14 protein-coding genes are annotated in these 15,661 nt (G+C 62.3%); 9 read left to right on the forward strand and 5 right to left on the reverse strand.

Annotated features, from left to right (window positions below; translation table 11 throughout):
• Positions 1-160: 160 nt before the first annotated feature.
• The 5 genes from MCB86_RS01315 (at position 161) to pcaD (ending at position 5,083) form a co-directional block, all read left to right on the forward strand.
• A complete protein-coding gene (locus MCB86_RS01315) occupies positions 161-970 on the forward strand; it encodes an IclR family transcriptional regulator C-terminal domain-containing protein (protein WP_196298654.1) in 810 nt (269 codons plus the stop codon).
• A gap of 172 nt (positions 971-1,142) precedes the next feature.
• Entirely contained in the window at positions 1,143-2,000 is an 858-nt protein-coding gene (locus MCB86_RS01320; RefSeq protein WP_239609243.1) for a CoA transferase subunit A, read from the forward strand.
• Complete coding sequence (locus MCB86_RS01325; protein ID WP_239609245.1) at positions 1,997-2,779, forward strand: CoA-transferase subunit beta; 783 nt, start codon at positions 1,997-1,999, stop codon at positions 2,777-2,779. Before MCB86_RS01320 ends, MCB86_RS01325 begins: the two co-directional genes overlap by 4 nt.
• Positions 2,776-3,981, forward strand: a complete 1,206-nt coding sequence (gene pcaF, locus MCB86_RS01330; RefSeq protein WP_239609247.1) for a 3-oxoadipyl-CoA thiolase — start codon at positions 2,776-2,778, stop codon at positions 3,979-3,981. Before MCB86_RS01325 ends, pcaF begins: the two co-directional genes overlap by 4 nt.
• A 313-nt stretch (positions 3,982-4,294) precedes the next feature.
• Entirely contained in the window at positions 4,295-5,083 is a 789-nt protein-coding gene (gene pcaD, locus MCB86_RS01335) for a 3-oxoadipate enol-lactonase (protein ID WP_239609249.1), read from the forward strand.
• A 70-nt stretch (positions 5,084-5,153) separates the two neighbouring features.
• Here pcaD and MCB86_RS01340 read toward each other — a convergent pair whose 3' ends face one another.
• Entirely contained in the window at positions 5,154-6,416 is a 1,263-nt protein-coding gene (locus MCB86_RS01340) for an OprD family porin (RefSeq protein WP_239609251.1), read from the reverse strand.
• 567 nt (positions 6,417-6,983) lie between these two features.
• Positions 6,984-8,711, reverse strand: a complete 1,728-nt coding sequence (locus tag MCB86_RS01345; protein WP_239609253.1) for a tannase/feruloyl esterase family alpha/beta hydrolase — start codon at positions 8,709-8,711, stop codon at positions 6,984-6,986.
• Positions 8,712-9,235: 524 nt separating this feature from the next.
• On the opposite strand from MCB86_RS01345, the gene MCB86_RS01350 reads away from it, so the two are divergent.
• On the forward strand, positions 9,236-10,876 hold the full coding sequence (locus tag MCB86_RS01350; RefSeq protein ID WP_045161882.1) for a Na+/H+ antiporter: 1,641 nt from the start codon (positions 9,236-9,238) through the stop codon (positions 10,874-10,876).
• Here MCB86_RS01350 and MCB86_RS01355 read toward each other — a convergent pair.
• Both MCB86_RS01355 and MCB86_RS01360 read right to left on the reverse strand, forming a co-directional pair.
• Positions 10,873-11,289, reverse strand: a complete 417-nt coding sequence (locus tag MCB86_RS01355; RefSeq protein WP_045161883.1) for a hypothetical protein — start codon at positions 11,287-11,289, stop codon at positions 10,873-10,875. The two genes, MCB86_RS01350 and MCB86_RS01355, sit on opposite strands and share 4 nt — an antisense overlap.
• A gap of 215 nt (positions 11,290-11,504) precedes the next feature.
• Positions 11,505-12,287, reverse strand: coding sequence for an NAD(P)H-dependent oxidoreductase (locus MCB86_RS01360; RefSeq protein ID WP_239609254.1), 783 nt, complete (start codon positions 12,285-12,287; stop codon positions 11,505-11,507).
• 107 nt (positions 12,288-12,394) lie between these two features.
• Here MCB86_RS01360 and MCB86_RS01365 point away from each other — a divergent pair, with 107 nt between their 5' ends.
• Positions 12,395-13,288 (forward strand): LysR family transcriptional regulator, encoded by an 894-nt coding sequence (locus MCB86_RS01365; RefSeq protein ID WP_239609256.1) that lies wholly within the window; start codon positions 12,395-12,397, stop codon positions 13,286-13,288.
• Between the two features lie 113 nt (positions 13,289-13,401).
• Here the strand turns inward: MCB86_RS01365 and MCB86_RS01370 are convergent, their stop codons facing one another.
• Positions 13,402-14,199 (reverse strand): alpha/beta fold hydrolase, encoded by a 798-nt coding sequence (locus MCB86_RS01370; protein ID WP_239609258.1) that lies wholly within the window; start codon positions 14,197-14,199, stop codon positions 13,402-13,404.
• Between the two features lie 207 nt (positions 14,200-14,406).
• Between MCB86_RS01370 and MCB86_RS01375 the strand changes: the two genes are divergently transcribed.
• Positions 14,407-15,231, forward strand: a complete 825-nt coding sequence (locus MCB86_RS01375; RefSeq protein WP_045161887.1) for an AraC family transcriptional regulator — start codon at positions 14,407-14,409, stop codon at positions 15,229-15,231.
• An 82-nt stretch (positions 15,232-15,313) separates the two neighbouring features.
• On the forward strand, positions 15,314-15,640 hold the full coding sequence (locus MCB86_RS01380) for a gamma-glutamylcyclotransferase (protein WP_239609260.1): 327 nt from the start codon (positions 15,314-15,316) through the stop codon (positions 15,638-15,640).
• Positions 15,641-15,661: the final 21 nt, after the last annotated feature.

Here is a 15,661-nt window from a genome sequence, read left to right on the forward strand (position 1 = left end):
TTCAACTTCAGCTGGCAGCTGCCGTAACCCGGCCCGCTATGGCGGAGCGCTGATCTAGAGCTGATTTTGCGATTATCGATCAGCTGGACGATAATCGAACACCGCATTCCGACAAGGCTGTCCGCCCATGAACGACGAATCCTGTCCTCGTAGTGTTCCGATGGCACCGGCCATCATTGCGTCGCCGGCCAAGCGAATCGAAGCGCTGACCGGCGACCCGAACTTCATGACCTCATTGGCACGCGGACTGGCGGTGATTCACGCGTTTCAGGAGCGCAAGCGCCATCTGACCATTGCCCAGATCAGCCATCGCACCGAGATCCCCCGCGCGGCGGTACGGCGTTGCCTGCACACGCTAATCAAGCTCGGCTACGCCACCACTGATGGACGTACCTACTCGCTGCTGCCCAAGGTGCTGACGCTGGGCCACGCCTATCTGTCTTCAACGCCTCTCGCGGTCACCGCACAGCCGATCCTCGACCGCCTCAGCGATCAGCTCCATGAGGCTTGTTCCATGGCGACCCTGGAGGGCGACGAGGTGCTCTACGTAGCACGCTCGGCCACGCCGCAACGCTTGATTTCGGTCGATCTCAGCGTGGGCAGCCGACTGCCGGCCTATTGCACCTCCATGGGACGGATTCTGCTGGCTGCGCTGGATGACGCGGCGCTGGAAGACTATCTGGAACATGCCAATCTGCAGATCAAGACCAGCCGCACGCTACACACGCCGGAGGCCATCCGAGCGTCCATCGAGGAAATCCGCCAGCAGGGTTGGGTGATCATCGACCAGGAACTGGAAGTCGGCCTGCGTTCGCTGGCCGTGCCGCTGAAGGATTCCGCCGGTCAGGTGCTGGCTGCGCTGAATGTCGGTACTCATGCCAGCCGGGTGACCAAGCAGGAACTGGAAACGCGCTTCCTGCCGGTCTTACTGGAGGCGAGCAAGGAACTGAGCACCCGACTGTTCCATTGATCGAGCCCGTGCCGACAATTCAATGGGGAATAACGTGCTCGGGTAATCAGATGTTCTGTTCGATAATCGAACGGTGAATCGATTATCGGATTGTTCTGTGCCGGCTCGATGTTTAGTGTTTGCCTCAGACACGGATTCGTTCGTGATTAGGACATCAATACGAGACATGACCATGGCCGAACTCCTATCCCTAAACGAAGCAATCGATCGCTTCGTCAGCAACGGCGACACCGTTGCCCTTGAAGGTTTCACCCATCTGATTCCCACCGCTGCCGCGCACGAGATCATCCGTCAGAACAAGAAGGACCTGACCCTGGTCCGAATGACGCCCGATCTGGTCTATGACTTGCTGATAGGTGCGGGTTGCGCGAAGAAGCTGGTGTTTTCCTGGGGCGGCAATCCTGGCGTCGGCTCATTGCATCGCCTGCGTGACGCGGTGGAAAAAGGCTGGCCGCAGCCGCTGGAAATCGAAGAACACAGCCACGCCGACCTGGCCAACGCCTATGTGGCCGGAGCGTCCGGCTTGCCGTTTGCCGTGCTGCGTGCCTACCTGGGTTCCGACCTGCCAAACGTGAACCCGATGATCAAGTCCATCGAATGTCCGTTCACCGGGGAAAAGCTCGCGGCCGTGCCTAGCGTGCGCCCGGATGTCACGGTGATCCACGCACAGAAGGCCGACCGCAAGGGTAACGTGCTGATTGCCGGGATTCTCGGTGTGCAGAAGGAGGCAGCACTGGCTGCCAAGCGCTGCATCGTCACTGTCGAAGAAGTCGTCGACGATTTGCAGGCGCCGATGAACGCATGCGTACTGCCGACCTGGGCGCTGAGCGCCGTTTGCCAGGTACCGGGCGGAGCGCATCCGTCCTACGCGCATGGCTATTACGAGCGCGACAACCGCTTCTATCAGCAGTGGGATCCGATCGCTCGCCACCGCGAGACCTTCACCGCCTGGGTCGACGAATTCATTCACGGCACCGAGAACTTTGAAGCATTCCAGGCCAAGCTGGCCGCGCAGCAGGAGGCCAAGTGATGGACTATTCGACCAACGAAATGATGACCGTGGCCGCCTCCCGCCGCCTGGGCGATGGAAGCGTCTGCTTCGTCGGTATCGGCCTGCCGTCGAAGGCTGCCAATCTGGCGCGCCTGACCCATGCACCGGACGTCGTGCTGATCTACGAATCGGGCCCTATCGGTGCCAAGCCCTCTGTGCTGCCGTTGTCCATCGGCGACGGCGAACTGGCCGAGACCGCCGACACCGTGGTGCCCACCGCCGAAATCTTCCGCTACTGGCTGCAGGGCGGGCGTATCGATGTCGGTTTTCTCGGTGCTGCGCAGGTGGACAAGTACGGCAACATCAACACCACGGTGATCGGTGACTATCACCAACCGAAAGTTCGCTTGCCAGGGGCGGGCGGAGCGCCGGAAATTGCGGGGTCGGCCAAGCAGGTGCTAATCATTCTCAAGCAGTCGCACCGCACCTTCGTCGACAAGCTGGCGTTTATTACCTCGGTCGGTTTTGGCGAGGGCGGCGACCACCGCAAGCAGCTCGGCCTGCCAGGCGATGGGCCGGTGGGCATCATCACCGACCTATGCATCATGGAGCCGGAAGCCGGGTCCAACGAATTCGTGGTGACCTCGCTGCACCCGGGCGTGACCCGCGAGCAGGTGATCGAGAACACCGGCTGGGCCATCCGTTTCGCTGACACCCTGAGCGAAACAGCACCGCCCACCAAGACTGAACTGGAGGCTCTGCGCGCCCTGGAAGCCCGCACCGCCGCCGCCCACGGACAATCTGGAGGTGACGAGTGACACGCGACGTCTTTATCTGCGATGCGGTACGTACACCCATCGGCCGCTTTGGTGGCGCCCTGGCTGCGGTACGTGCAGACGACTTGGCGGCAACCCCGATCAAGGCGCTGCTCGAACGCAATCCCGGGCTCGATCCGGCCGCGGTCGACGAGGTCTTCATGGGCAGTGCCAACCAGGCCGGCGAAGATAACCGCAATGTGGCGCGCATGGCCGCGCTGCTGGCCGGGTTGCCGGAAACCGTGCCGGGCGTGACCTTGAACCGCCTCTGTGCATCGGGCATGGATGCCGTGGGCAGCGCTTTCCGTGCCATCGCCTGCGGCGAAATGGAGCTGGCGATTGCCGGTGGCGTCGAATCCATGACCCGCGCGCCCTACGTGATGGGCAAGGCTGATACGGCGTTCGGCCGCACGCAGAAGATCGAGGACACCACCATCGGATGGCGCTTCATCAACCCGAAGATGAAAGAGATGTACGGCGTCGATGCCATGCCGCAGACCGCTGATAACGTCGCCGAAGAACACCAGATCAGCCGTGAGGATCAGGACGCCTTCGCCCTGCGCAGCCAACAGCGCGCTGGCAGGGCGCAGGCTGCGGGGTTTTTCGCTGAAGAGATCGTTCCTGTTGTCATTCAGGGGCGCAAGGGTGACACCGTCGTGGATACCGACGAGCACCCCCGCCCGGATACCACAGCCGAGGCACTGGCCAAACTCAAGCCGGTCAACGGCCCGGACAAGACGGTCACGGCGGGCAATGCCTCAGGCGTTAACGACGGGGCGGCAGCACTGATTCTCGCCAGCGCCGAGGCGGTGCAGAAGTACGGCCTCACCCCGCGCGCCAAGGTACTCGGCATGGCCAGTGCCGGCGTGGCGCCGCGGGTCATGGGCTACGGGCCGGTACCGGCGGTACGCAAACTGTGCGAGCGGCTGAATCTAGCCGTGAGCGATTTCGACGTGATCGAACTCAACGAAGCCTTCGCCGCACAGGCGTTGGCGGTCACCCGCGATTTGGGACTGGAAGATGATAGCCCCAAGGTAAACCCGCAGGGCGGCGCCATCGCCCTCGGCCACCCACTGGGCATGAGCGGTGCGCGGCTGGTGCTGACCACGGTGCACGCGCTGGAGAAGACCGATGGCAAGCTCGGCCTGGCGACCATGTGTGTCGGCGTGGGACAGGGTCTAGCGCTGGCACTGGAAAGGGTCTGACGACCCCCCAGGGAACTCATCAGGCGTGCCTGGATTGGCGGACGACTATGTGCCCGGCCTGTGCTTGATCACTGCACGAATCAGGTTGATGGGTTGCACCCATCCTACGGTCCTATGGTGGGCTGAAGCGGAGCGCCGTCCGGCCCACCCTACAACGGCTGCAACGCCAATTCCCTAGGGTGGGCGTTAGCCCAGCATGGCTTGCGCCGCATCGATGGGCTTTTGCCGCGCCATGACTACGCTTCGATTGCAGGCACTGCGCCTGTCTCGCTCCGCGGCTATCGTTACATCTCAACTCGAGGAGGGCTTTCAGATGCCCAGCGTAAAACTCGCCGATGGCGAACTGAATTACCGTCTCGATGGCCCGGTCGACGCGCCGGTCCTGGTACTGTCCAATTCGCTTGGGACCACGCTCGAAATGTGGGACGCGCAGGTGCCGGCCTTCAGCGAGCACTTTCGCGTATTGCGCTATGACACCCGCGGGCACGGCGGTTCAGCCGCTACGCCGGGGCCATACAGCATCGAGCAGCTTGGCCGTGACGTGCTGGGGTTGGTAGATGCCCTGGGGATCGACCGTTTCGCCTTCTGCGGCCTGTCCATGGGGGGGCTGATCGGCCAGTGGCTTGGGATCAACGCGGGCGAGCGGCTGACGCGGCTGGTGATCTGCAACACCGGCGCGAAGATCGGTACCGACGAGGTGTGGAACGAGCGCATCGACACCGTACTGAAAGGCGGCGAACAGGCTATGCGCGACATGCGTGATGCCTCGATCGCCCGCTGGTTCACGCCGACCTTCGCCGGACGCGAGCCGGTTCAGACCCATCGTCTCACCCAGATGATCGCCAACACCTCACCGGCCGGCTACGCGGCCAACTGCGCGGCGGTGCGCGACGCCGATTATCGGGAGCAGCTTGGCGCGATCAAGATTCCCACGCTGATCGTCTGCGGCCACCAGGATCCGGTGACCACACCCGAACATGGACACTTCATGCAGGACCGTATCGCTGGTGCCGAGTTGGTGGAACTGGAGGCGGCGCACTTGTCCTGCGTCGAGGCGGGTGACGACTTCACCCAGCGTGTACTGGCCTTTCTCCGCAGTTGATCCAAATGAAAAACCGGGCCATGGCGGCCCGGTAAAGGTCAACGGGGAGGGGGCGGTGTGCGCCCTTCGACTACCAGAGCGCCAGGGTATAGCTGAGAATCAGGCGAGTTTCGTTCAGATCGGCGCCGAAGTTGCTGCGCACAGTGGCGTTGCGCACCTTCATGCCGAAGTTCTTCAGCGGACCGTTCTGGACCACATAGGCGATGTCGGTGTCGCGCTCCCATTCTTTGCCTTCGCTCAGGCCAGCTCCGCGATCAACGTTGTCGCCCGTGACGTAGCGGGTCATCAGGCTCAGGCCGGGAACGCCCAGTACGGCGAAGTCGTAGTCATAACGAACTTGCCATGACTTCTCATCTTGGTTGCCGAAGTCATTGATCTGTAGGAGGTTTATCAGCGCGTTGTCGCCGCCGCTGACGTAGGCGAAACCGGTGTCGCCGCTCATTTTCTGGTAGCCACCGGTAAAGCCGTGTCCGCCGATCCGGTAAGTGAAGAGGGCGCCGAAGGCATTGTTGTCGACATTGCTGCCGCCATCATCGGTGGAGCGCACGTAGCGCAGGTCGGTCTTGAAGCTCTGCTTGTCGCCGATCGGTAGCACATGCACCAGATTGAAGTTGTGCTGATCGTAGATGCCGTCCAGCCCGCCGTAGTAATAACTACCGGTCAGTTCCGGGCTGAACTGATACCTGCCTCCGGCGAACAGGAACTCGTCACTGGTGGTCTTGTTGCCAAAGGTAATGTTGCGTCGGCCGCCGTTGAAAACGGTCATTTCTTCATTATCGGACGAGTCACGGTAGTTGATCCGGTCGAGCTTGCCGAGATCGAGCGTGAGTCCGTCGACTTCCTTGCTCTGCAACCAGGCTCCTCGATAGGTATTGGGCAGCAGGCGGCTGTCGTTGCGCATCAATACCGGGACGACCGGTTGCAGCGTGCCGACGTGCAAGGTGCTGTTGGAGATCCGGGCCTTGGCCGTCAGACCGGCCGAGCCGTAGTCGTCCTGGGCGCGGTTGGTCTCCCGGTCGCGCTGCAGGATGCCGGTACCGGAGCGATCCGGGCTTGAATCGAGCTTGACGCCGAGCAGGCCGAGAGCATCGATGCCGAAGCCGACCGGCCCATCGGTGTAGCCCGACTCGATCTTCATGATGAAGCCCTGAGCCCACTCGTCGGCCTTGGACTGGGACGCGCCACTTTGGCGGAAATCACGGTTCATGTAGAAATTGCGCAGCTCGACGCTCGCCTTGCTGTCGTCGATGAAGGCCGCGCTGGCTGGCCCGGCGATGCTCAGAGCGGCGCCTGCGCACAGCAGTTGGCAGATGGTCTTGCGGTCATGATGCATGGTGTTTCCTCTTGTTGTTATGGGTGCAGCGTTGCGGGTGAATCAACGACGGAGTTCTTCCACGGCGCTGACGCCGTGCCGATGTGCTGGCAACCGTGAGCGCGCAGGCGGGTGGGGCGGATCGCAAGCGGTGGGCGATCCTTTCTGTTCTTGTTCTATAGCCAGCCGCGCGTGAAGGGCCTCTATGCCAGCAGAGTGATCGCTTGGTTTCGATGGATTGGGTTAGAGCGAATGCCGTGCCAGCACTGACGGCTCAAGAAAAAAAAGCATCAGGTAGTGCCTGAAAGGAGCGAGCCAGAGAGGTGTGCCCCGTCAATCTGGACAGCAGCTTCATGGCTTCTGGGCAGCTGAAGTTGTCCGACGAATTGGGCATGCTCAGAACGGCGGATTCATTGCTGTCCAATATCACGGACGGCACGGCGATCTGCCTGCAGCCCGCGTCGGATCGGTGCTGCCGCGCTCGTATCGCCCATGGCACGATCACGGCATAGGGTTCGGGACAGGCATCCATCAGCGGCGAGCTATCAGGCTCGCAGCTGATGGTTTAGGTCCGCCCGACGGCTCAGCTCAGTGCCGGCCTTTCTGGCTTTTCACGCAGACGAAGCTCGAGGCGTCGTTCACATCGCCGCGGCCCTTGTATTTCGGCCAGGCGGGGTACTCGCAAAGTGGCCGGGTACGGCCGGGCACCGCGACGGTGTCGGTGACGACCTGCCGCTTTGGCGCGATGCCCTGTTCGACCCAGTTTTCCAGCGCCGTCAACGAATCCCAGGCGGCGTTGAATACCGTGCTGGCGGCATGGGCGTAGCCGGGGATCTCGTAATAACGCATGAACCTGCGGGTCTGGCCGACACCCATGTCCCGTTGCACGCGCTGGTAGTACTCGGCCGTGGCGCGGGTGCTGACAAGCTGATCCGAGGTGCCATGGGCCATGAGAATCTTGCCGCCATTGGCGACGAAGGCCGACAGGTCCGTCTGGTTGACATCCTGGCGTAGCGACAGGGCGTCGACTCGCGTCTGCCATGGACCGAGGTTGGCTGGATCCAGCGTCAGCGAGTTGAACGCCGGATTGCGGGTCACGAAGTAGCGCACCCACTCATCCCAGAATCCGGAGTGGTAGGGCGCGCCCTCGGCGAAGCCCGTCCCGTGCACCGGCATCGGGTAATCGGGTTGCAGCGTGTTGAGGCCGAGCCGGTTGACGATCGCCTGCAGGCCTTCGCCGGGCCGGCCCAGATCCGTTCCCCAGGTGTTGAAGCCGGGGTAGCCGAGCTCGCCGCTGGCCAGCGGTTGGTTGAAACGGATCGGCGTATCGAAGATTTTCAAGGCGTTGATCTGCGCATCGGACAGGCAGCTGTCGCCGGTATCGACGCCGGCAGGGCAGCGCAATGGACGGCCGTTCAGTTTGGCTTTGGCCGGATCGAACCGGGCGTTGCATGCCGCCTGGTTGCTGATCACACGGTCCATGGCGCCATCCAACCCGTCGCATGCCTGCATCGCGGCTTCCAGCAATGCAGAGCGCTTCTCCAGGCTGGGATAGGCGCCGGGAGCGGCCAGCGCACGGGTGATGCGGCCGAACTGCAGGTCCAGCGCCGCCGCATTGTAGGCAGGGTAGAGAACGATGGCCCCATTGAAATCCTCAGGCCATTGCTGCACCACCGCGAGCGCCTCACGGCCGCCGGTGGAACCTCCGGCAAAATAGCTGCGAACCGGCTGCTGGCCGTAGCGGCGCTCGATCAGGTAGATCGCGGTATCGCGGGTTTTTTTCAGCGCGTCATGGGCGTAGTTGGCCAGCGCTTCTTCATTCCAGGCGAAATCACCGGGATTGATCGGGTTGGCCACATGGCCCGAGTCGCTGCCGAACACGGCATAGCCACGGCCCAGCGGCGTCGGTTGGTTGGCAGGTCCGGCCGGGACATTGCCGGCGACGTTGGGAATGGTGCCGTTGTAGCCGCCACCGCCATACATCATCGCTTTACTGTTCCACTGTTCAGGCAGCGCGATGCGCATCTTGATCGTTGGTGCGCTCGGGTCGACCGGCGCGACTTCCACGTTCAGGTCGCAATACGGGCCGAAGGTCTGCGGTGCGCTACCGCCGCCTGGCACCGAAGTGGCAGACATCACCCGGGCCCCAGAGGTTGGCAGGGCGATCGCCGCGGCGGGAATCTGGGTTCCGGTCATTTCGCTGCAGCTGGCGGCGAAGGTGGGTTGGGCAATCGCCACTGCCAGCAAGGCAGGTACGGCCAGCAGCAGACGCGACGACCCGGCGCGGCGTGCGCGGGTTGTACGGGGTGCTTTCATGTGGGCTTCCTTCTTCTTGTTGTTGTCGTGCCTCGTGCAGACGCCACGACGCGGGAGCGCCCGGGCGGAGGATACGGCAGCGGCCAGGCGTATCGATCAGAGCCAAAGCCATGCCAGGCGCAGCCGCTCACGGCCCCGCTCCCGATAACTGGTCGCTGAGCGCCGGTGCGCCGCTCTAGCGCCACGGACCTAAGGGTAGATGGAGTTTTCGCCCGCGCGCCGGCCGTCCAGCGGAGGGGACATGAACGGTAATAAATGCCAGGCAGGCTGGACATGGTGTCCAGCGGATCGGACATCCGACAGGTGGTGAGTCTGGCGACCGATAATCCTGTCATCGCGAGTGACGGTTGCCTGCGGGTGCGACGTCTGATGCTACAAAGCGCCGAACGCGGCTTCGTTGGTTTTAGTCCGATCAGATCTGACGAACGAGGCGGCTATACCCAAACACCTGGCTATACTTTTTCGCATGCGCATCTGTTGCGTGCATCCCGTCTATTACCTTTTACAGAGAGCCCGCCGGCCCCATGGAAACGCTCTACCTGATATTCCTGCTGTTGCTTGCGGTGGGTGCAAGCCGCGTTCTGGCCAATGTCGTACCGCTACCCCTGCCGATCCTGCAGATCATCATGGGCAGTGTGCTGGCGCTTCCGCCGTTCGGCATGGGGGTCGAGCTACAACCTGAAATTTTCATGCTGCTGTTCATTCCGCCGCTGCTGTTCTACGACGGCTGGAAAATTCCCAAGCGCGAGTTCACCGAGCATGGCGCGGAAATGACCGCCATGTCACTGGTGCTCGTGCTGATCATCCTGGTAGTGGTCGGTTACTTCATTCACTGGCTGTTGCCCGCCATTCCGCTCGGTGCAAGCTTCGCGCTGGCAGCCATTCTGTCGCCGACCGACGCGCTGGCTGTGATCGCCATTGCTCAGGGCAGACTCCCGCGGCATATGGCGCACCAGCTGGAAGGCGAGGCGATGATGAACGACGCCACCGGCCTGGTTTCCTTCAAGTTCGCGCTGGCGGCAGCGATCACCGGCTCGTTCTCGATGATCAGCGTGACGGGTGAATTCTTCGTCATCGCCCTCGGCGGGCTGGCCATCGGCGCCGGCTTGAGCTGGGCGGTCGGTAAGGCCAAGCAGTGGATGACGGCACGCGACCTGTTCGATCCGTCGACCTATGTGGTAATGATCCTGCTGCTGCCGTTCGCCGCGTTCTTCCTGGCCGAGCATGCCGGGATGTCCGGCATTCTCTCGGCGGTGGCGGCGGGGATGGTACAGAGCCGCATCGACATGCTGCCGGTCAAGACCAGCACGCGCATTCTCAACCGCAGCATCTGGGAAATGCTCGATTTCAGCTTCAACGGCCTGGTCTTCCTGCTGTTGGGGCTGCAGTTTCCCCGCATCGTCGAACGCGTCTGGGAGGCCGCTGGCCACGAGACCTACCGGATGCCGATGCTGATATTCAGCGCGCTGGCCATCATGGCGCTGTTGCTGGTGATCCGCTTCCTGTTCGTCTTCGCCTATCACTGGGGGGAAGCGCGTGTGCTTCGTCTGCTCGGCAGAACGGTGCAGCCCAAGCCGCTTCCCCTGTTTTCCGCGCTGAGCGCAGTGGCGGGTGTACGTGGGGCGATTACCCTTGCCGGCGTGCTGTCGATCCCGCTGATGATTGGCGATACCCCGTTCCCGGGCCGCGACCTGATGATCTTCCTCGCCGCGGCGGTGATCATCCTGTCGTTGCTGGTGGGGGCCTTGGGGATTCCTTTTTTTCTCAAGAAGCTGCCCAACAACGACGTCGAACTGCACCGGGAAGAGCTGAAGAAGGCCCGCCGGACGGCCGCCCAGGCAGCCGTCAGCTGGCTGGAAAACTGGAAGCAGGCCAACCCCGTCGATGACCCTGACCAGGTGCTGCTTCGTAGCGAAGTGACGGCGCGGGTTACCGAGTCCTACCGCAAGGACATCGAAGCTCTGATGGATCACCACGAGCGAACCAACCAGGCCCGCGAGACGATGGCACTGGAGCGCGACATTCGCATGCAGGCCATCGGGGTGCAGCGCAAGGAGCTCTATCGGATGCGCAAACGCTACGTCATTGACGAGCAGATGCTGCAGACGCTGCTGCGCGAACTGGATTACGAGGAAGCGGCGCTCGGTTCGGGCGAACCGGCCTAGTGCCCCACCAGGTCCTTATGCGGCTCGGGTTCAAGCACGGCGATGGTATGGTCGCTGTGCTTGAACGACACCAATTGGGCTAGCCAGACCTGCAGCACGGATGAGTTGGATGCCCGATTGCGCATGGCGATGGTCAGAATCTCCCGGGCGATAGTAACCATCGCGCCTTTGCTACCGAGAAAGTGCCAATTGAACCAGCCGTCGCCGTAGGTGAGTGGTGTCTTCTGTCCGGGAGGCAGCGGAATGTAGACCTTGACCGACAGGTCGAACAGTACTTCCGGCTTGGAAATGATCAGCAACTTCACGTCCGCCACCTTGCTCAACCAGTAGCGATGATCGAAGCGACCTCCAGTGAGCTCCGCAGACTGGCTCAGGGCATCGTTGATCAGCGCTCGATTATCGATCAGTTGCACGGTGGGGCTCCGCTTGCAGATGGGCGATACCGACCTTGGCACCCGCCGCGATGAACGGGGCAGGGTGAAGAACCGGCTGACTGATGCCGCGAGACCGTACCGAAAGATGCGTTTCGCCTGGCATGCCGGGTTATCGGTAGATCCTCGCTTTTGTTTAGCCCCTCCGAGTCGGTTCCCCATCACAAAAACAATGTGGCCCTTAGCGGTCGCCCGATCTATTCGCGAGCGACATGCACTTTAAAACCCGATTCGCCGGGCGCGAATTCATCGCGCAGGGTGAGCGCCGGTATCTCGTAGGCACCGGCGTTCTGCTGGCGGAAGGGAATCGGTGCGGTGCTGAACAGCGTATCGAGCCGCTCGCCGAGGTGATGGCAGACCGTTGCGTAACGGTCTTCGTCCATCCGGCTGGTTCGATAGATGACGAAGGGCGGCAGAACGTCGAAGCCCGGGTAGTACAGTACCCCGTGTTGTATTGGAAACAGCACATCGTCCATCGGGCCATTGATTCCGCGAGCGCTGTAATGCGACTCCCACCCGCCCGTGGTGACGACCAGCATGGCGCGCTTGCCTGCGAGCGTGCCCTCACCGTATCGGTTGCCCCAGCGCGCATCGGAATGCTCCCCGACGCCATACGCGAAGCCGTACGCATACACGCGATCGACCCAGCCTTTGAGGATGGCGGGCATCGAGAACCACCACAGCGGGAATTGCAGAATCACCGCATCGGCCCAGCGCAGTTTCTCCTGTTCCGCGGCGATGTCCGCGCGCTGGCTGCCGTTCTCGTACGCCTGCTTGGAACTGAGCGATGGCTCGAAGCGCGCATCGATCGGATGCTCCAGATTGTCTTCGGCGTCGACCGAGGCCTTCCACTTCATTGCATAGAGGTCTGAAACCTGGACGTCATGGCCTGCCGCTTCGAGCCGCTTGACCGAGAAGTCCTTCAGAGAGCCGTTCAGTGATTGGGGTTCAGGGTGGGCGTAAACAAGAAGAATATTCATGGCTGAGCTCCGTTGGTGCATCAGAAGGGTGAGCGAGTAGGTGAGTGCCTAGGGTCGCCCGTGCTCGGCTATGTTAAAAATGAATAATTGAAATTCCAGGTATTGCAATGAGTAATCTCCACAGGCTCGACCTAAATCTGCTACTGACACTCGACGTACTGCTCGCTGAGCACAACGTGACACGCGCGGCGGAGCGTCTGAATCTGGCGCAACCCTCGGTGAGTGTGCATCTGGCCAAGCTGCGCGAGTTCTTTGGCGATCCGCTGTTGCTGCCCGGCCCGCGGGGCATGAGACCCACCGCGAAAGCGGAGGAGTTGCGCGAGCCGCTACGTCAGGTACTCGAGGCGCTGAGGCAGGTGGTGTCGCCTTCGGCTCCCTTCGATCCTTCCAGGGCAACTCATACCTGGCGGATTGCAGCCACCGACTATGCCGAATCGACAATCGTGATGCCGGCGCTCGCAGGGCTGTATTCCCAGGCGCCTGGTGTTCAACTGGCCGTCATTGAAATGGCTCCGCCGCGTATCGCCAAACAGGCGGAGCAAGGCACTATCGATCTCGCCTTCCATACCAGTGACGGCTCGCCACCGGGTTTGCATCGCCGTTTGCTGTTTGCCGAACGCTATGTGCTGGCGGGGCGAGCAGGGCATCCAGGCCTGCGCAAGCGGCCGTCGATCAGCCAGTTCTGCAAGCTTGCGCACGTCATCGTTTCGCCGGATGGCGGTGGCTTTCGTGGTGTGACCGACGAGGTGTTGCAGGCTGCCGGTCTGTCACGCCGCGTGGCGCTTTCGGTCCCGCATTTTCTGTTCGTGATGGCGGCGCTGGCGAGTACCGATCTGGTCGCCATGCTGCCGTGGCGACTGGTACGCGACAACGCGGCGCTGCGGTTCGTTGAACCGCCGGTTGAGGTGCCGGGGTATGAAATGGCGATGCTGTGGCACGAACGCTCCCACCGCGACCCGGCGCACCAGTGGCTGCGCGAGCGTATCGCCCGTTCAGTGTGAGTCGGCAAACCATCAACTGGCGAAACCGAGCAGCTACGCGCAAGCACTCCTGCTGGAATGAAAACGCCGTTCGATGAGGCGAGCTCATCGAACGGCGCACGAGGCCAGGCTGGTTACTTGGTCGTGGCCTCGGCGGCTTCGGCAATCAGGGCCGCCACTTCGTCTGGATGCGAGGTCATCACGACGTGGGATGCGCCGGGAATGTTCACCGTTTTCTTCGACCCGGCACGGTCGGCCATGAACTTCAGCGCTGCTTCGGGAATGTTCTTGTCACCCGTGCCGTAAACGAACCAGGACGGCACGTAGTCCCAGGCGGCCTGCTGGCTCTCCTCGTTGAGCGCCGCGGCGGTGATCGGGCGCTGGGTCGCCGCCATGAGTGCCGCCTCGGCCGGTGCGACGTCCGCGGCGAACTGCTCGGCGAACTTGTCTTGCTGGATGTACAGGTCCTGGTTGCCATCGCTCAGTTGCACCGGTGCCGCAAGCGTCGGGCCCAGGGTGCCGCCGGGAAACTTACCTGCCAGCGTGGCAGCGCTTTCGCCAGTTGCCGGTGCGAACGCAGCGACGTAGACCAGCGCCTTAACCTTGCTGCTGCCCTTCACTGCGTTGGTGATGACGCTACCGCCGTAGGAGTGGCCGACCAATACGATGGGCCCGGATGTGTGCTCGATGATGTTCGATACGTACTTCGCATCGTTCGCCACCCCACGGAGCGGGTTGGCTGCAGCGACCACAGGGTAGCCCTGGTCGATCAGCCGAGCGGCTACGCCGTTCCAGCTCGCGGATTCGGCAAAGGCGCCATGCACCAGAATCACGGTGGGTTTGTCGGCGGCGAAGCCGATGGCACTGCCCAGCGTGGAGACGGCGAAAAGAGCGGAGGCTATGGTTTTGCGGGTTTTGGATGCGGTGGTCATGACGTTGATCTACCTTGTCGATGAGATGATTCGGGTTCGCGTGTCGGTCGCTGGTTGCATTCAGCGGACCAGAGCACCAACACTGGAAATGGCTCAGGACTTCGTGAGCGGCATGCGTCAGGTGCAGGGACATAATGCGCAGGCGGAACGTTGCTTTGGGTTCAAATCGTCGACAATATGCAACTGATCGTCTAATCGAGGCTTGTCATGGATCGTCTATCTAGCCTGCTCACTCACTTCGGCATGAGTGCAGGGCTCTATCACAGCGGGGAATTGTGCGGTGTAGCGGCTTTCGAAACGGCCGATCAGGTGGGCTACATCCACGTTTTGCGCGAGGGCAGCATGACCCTTCGCCTGGAGGACAACAGCGAGGTCAAGCTGACCGAGCCAACCGTCATGGTATTTCCACGACCCTATCGTCACCGGATGATTGCCAGTGAATCCGAACATGCACGACTGGTCTGCGCGACGTTGCGCTTCAGTGGCGGGGTGAACAATCCGCTGGCAGCCGCATTGCCCGACGTACTGCTGCTGCCGGTTGCCGAAGCGCCGATTCTCGATGGCGCGCTGAACTGGCTTTTCGAGGAGGCGCTTGCCAGTTATTGCGGCCGGGAGGCAGTGATGGGGCGGCTTTTCGAGCTGCTGATCGTGCAGATGCTGCGCCACCTGATGGCCAGTCAGACCATGACCTCAGGGATGATGGCCGGTCTTGCGGACCTGCGTCTGGCACGCGCGATGACGCTGATGCACGCCGAACCCGAGCGTGCCTGGTCAGTGGCTGAATTGGCGGCGGAGTCGAACATGTCCAGGGCCAGCTTTGCCGCCAGTTTCCGCGCGGTGGTCGGACAGACGCCGGCCGATTACCTCACCAGCTGGCGTATCAGCTTGGCGCAGAAGCGCTTGCGCGAGGGACGACCGATCGCATTGATCGCCGACGAGGTCGGCTACGAGAGCCCGTCGGCGCTGGCCCGTGCCTTCCGCCGGAAGACCGGTGCCAGTCCGCGGGAATGGCAGGCCGCAGCGAGTGCGTGATAGCGCGTCCTATCGCTCGGTGATTAGACATGTTGACGATAATCTTGGCTGGGCGGCGCCTGCCACTTTGGGGGGATTGGAGATGGAACGGCTTTTCATTTACGGCTCGCTGGCACCCGGACGGCCGAACGAACACATCCTGGCCGGCGTGCCCGGCTCCTGGGAAGCGGCGAGCGTGACGGGCACGCTGCGTGAAGAGGGTTGGGGCGCCGCGATGGGGTTCCCCGGGCTCGACCTGGGGGAGCAGGGCGACACTATCGAGGGCCTGGTTTTCAGCTCCGATCAGCTGTCTGACCACTGGGCAAGACTCGACGCCTTCGAAGGTGACGCCTACATGCGCACACCGACCGTCGTGCAGCTGGCCAGCGGCCAGACAGTCGAGGCATATGTCTACGCGCTTCGGAAGTGAACGCCCGAGGTTAGCCGCATG

Origin of the sequence: Pseudomonas sp. KSR10, from assembly GCF_022355455.1 — a bacterium.
Classification (GTDB): Bacteria; Pseudomonadota; Gammaproteobacteria; order Pseudomonadales; family Pseudomonadaceae; genus Stutzerimonas; species Stutzerimonas stutzeri_E.

Coding starts and splice junctions, on each gene's coding strand:
- MCB86_RS01315 (WP_196298654.1), top strand. CDS start 161: ATGGCACCGGCCATCATTGCGTCGCCGGCCAAGCGAATCGAAGCGCTG.
- MCB86_RS01320 (WP_239609243.1), top strand. CDS start 1,143: ATGGCCGAACTCCTATCCCTAAACGAAGCAATCGATCGCTTCGTCAGC.
- pcaD (WP_239609249.1), top strand. CDS start 4,295: ATGCCCAGCGTAAAACTCGCCGATGGCGAACTGAATTACCGTCTCGAT.
- MCB86_RS01340 (WP_239609251.1), bottom strand. CDS start 6,416: ATGCATCATGACCGCAAGACCATCTGCCAACTGCTGTGCGCAGGCGCC.
- MCB86_RS01345 (WP_239609253.1), bottom strand. CDS start 8,711: ATGAAAGCACCCCGTACAACCCGCGCACGCCGCGCCGGGTCGTCGCGT.
- MCB86_RS01350 (WP_045161882.1), top strand. CDS start 9,236: ATGGAAACGCTCTACCTGATATTCCTGCTGTTGCTTGCGGTGGGTGCA.
- MCB86_RS01360 (WP_239609254.1), bottom strand. CDS start 12,287: ATGAATATTCTTCTTGTTTACGCCCACCCTGAACCCCAATCACTGAAC.
- MCB86_RS01365 (WP_239609256.1), top strand. CDS start 12,395: ATGAGTAATCTCCACAGGCTCGACCTAAATCTGCTACTGACACTCGAC.
- MCB86_RS01370 (WP_239609258.1), bottom strand. CDS start 14,199: ATGACCACCGCATCCAAAACCCGCAAAACCATAGCCTCCGCTCTTTTC.
- MCB86_RS01375 (WP_045161887.1), top strand. CDS start 14,407: ATGGATCGTCTATCTAGCCTGCTCACTCACTTCGGCATGAGTGCAGGG.
- MCB86_RS01380 (WP_239609260.1), top strand. CDS start 15,314: ATGGAACGGCTTTTCATTTACGGCTCGCTGGCACCCGGACGGCCGAAC.